Annotated in this window: 1 protein-coding gene; it reads right to left on the bottom strand. The window is 65.7% G+C overall.

From position 1 onward, the window contains the following. Nucleotides 1-1958, bottom strand: a 1958-nt coding sequence (locus ENZ75_RS15215) for an amylo-alpha-1,6-glucosidase (protein ID WP_245481156.1), incomplete at both ends; no start/stop codon positions are given.

Here is a 1958-nt window from a genome sequence, read left to right as displayed (position 1 = left end):
TGGCGGTCGGCCAGGAAAGCGACGACCCGGTCGCCGACGCGCTGGAAGGTGAGATCGACGACCCGGTCGCCGACGCCCAGGTGCCGCAGTGTCAGCGTGTCGATGCCGATCGGCAGCCTGGGGCGGCCGACGCGAATCTCACCCTCCCAGCCGTCGATCTCCAGGCCAAGACAGGCCTGCATCAACATGAAAGCGGAGCCCGCCGACCACGCTTGCGGCAGGCAGGCGACGGGATAGGCGATGGGTGCTTCGCCCGGCGCACGTGTAAAACCGCAGAACAGTTCGGGCAGCCGCATGTTGAAATGGACCGCGGATTCGAACGTGCCGCTCATCAGGCGAACCACGCTTTCGCGCTCGCCATAGCGCGCCAGCCCGGCACCGCAAAGGGCGGTATCGTGCGGCCAGATCGAGCCATTGTGGTACGACATCGGATTGAAGAACACGGCATCGTCGGCGAGCGTCCGCAGTCCCCAGCCCGAATGGAAGGAGGCGGAAAGCAGCTGGTCAGCCACCATCTGGGCCCGCGCCGGCTCAGGCAATCCGACAAAGAGCAGATGCCCCGCATTCGAGGTCCGCACCTTGCAGGGCTCGCCGGCACCGTCGATTGCCAGCGCATAGAAGCCGAGATCGTCAAGCCAGAAATCCCGTTCCACGGCAACCCGCATCGCTTCGGCGCGATCATCCCAGTGGTCGGCCCTGTCGTTCTCGCCCCGGCGACGGGCAAGTGCCGCCAGCCCCCGGAAGGCGGCAAAGACGTAGCCCTGCACTTCGACAAGGGCGATCGGGCCCTTGGGAATGCGGCCATCGGCATGGAAGACCGAATCGAAACTGTCCTTCCATCCCTGGTTGGCGAGGCCGGACTCGGCCGCTCGCTGGTAAGTCACGAATCCGGTTTCCCGGCCCGCCTCCTCCGTCCATTCGGCCGCGGCGCACAGCGACGGCCACAGGCCGTCGATGAACGCCATGTCACCGGTACGATCGGCGTAGGCACAGGCAAGGTAGATGTAGAGCGGTGTCGTATCGACGCCACCGTAGTAGCGGCCAAAGGGAAGCTCCCGCAGCGCCACCATTTCGCCCTTGCGGGTCTCGTGCATGATCTTGCCCGGCTGCGAATCGCTGAACGGCGATGTCTCGGTCGCCTGATGCTGGGCCAGAAAGGCCAGCACGCCCCGCGCCAGGCCCGGATTGAGCCACAGCATCTGCAGCGCCGAGATGACGCCGTCGCGGCCGAACGCCGTCGAGAACCAGGGGATGCCGGCATAGGGATAGGGGCCGGTCGCCAGCTCGGTGGTCAGCAGCGCGACATCGGCGCGAGCGCGCTCGACCCAGTCGTTGAAGACACGGCCCGAGCTGCGCACCGTCGCGCCATGGCGACGTTTGGCCCGCATGCCAAAGCGGGCGCGGGCGGCAGCGGCGCGGAACCGGTCGCGGTCGGGCTTGTCGGCCACCTCGGGACCGACCTCGACATAAAGCACCTTCCTGCTGCGCTTGGTCACGGCGATCAGGAAATCGGCACGGTTGGCACTCAGTTGGTCCGGCGCCTGCGAGAACGATATCGCCGAGAGGCGGGCCAGGCCATCGAGCCCATCATAGCGCAGCAGGACCGACGTCGCGTTTGTTTCGGCGGCATGGGCCAGCCCGCGCTTCGGCCGTGTCGAGCCACGCACTTCGAACATGTCGCGGAAATCGGCGGAATAGTGCAGGGAAACGCTGATCGTCGAGTGTTCCCGGCTGTAATTGGAAAGGGTGATGCGTTCAAACAGCCTGTCCTGCCAAAGCAGTCTGACGCGTTCGATGTGAATGGCTCCCTGCGGGATGTCGCGTCCACCGGCGCTCTGTATCGGCAGATTGGTCAAATTGGTGGTGAACAGCACATTGTCCTGGCTGAGCGAGGCGCCGAGCAGAGATGTCTGCCTGCCGCCGACGGTCAGCCGGAACTCGGAAAGAACCCGCGTGTC

The sequence above is a fragment of the Mesorhizobium sp. M7A.F.Ca.CA.002.04.1.1 genome (assembly GCF_004022805.1).
GTDB lineage: Bacteria > Pseudomonadota > Alphaproteobacteria > Rhizobiales > Rhizobiaceae > Mesorhizobium > Mesorhizobium ciceri.
The sequence above is the reverse complement of the archived record's forward strand: the minus strand, read 5'-3'. Positions and strand labels throughout refer to the sequence as shown.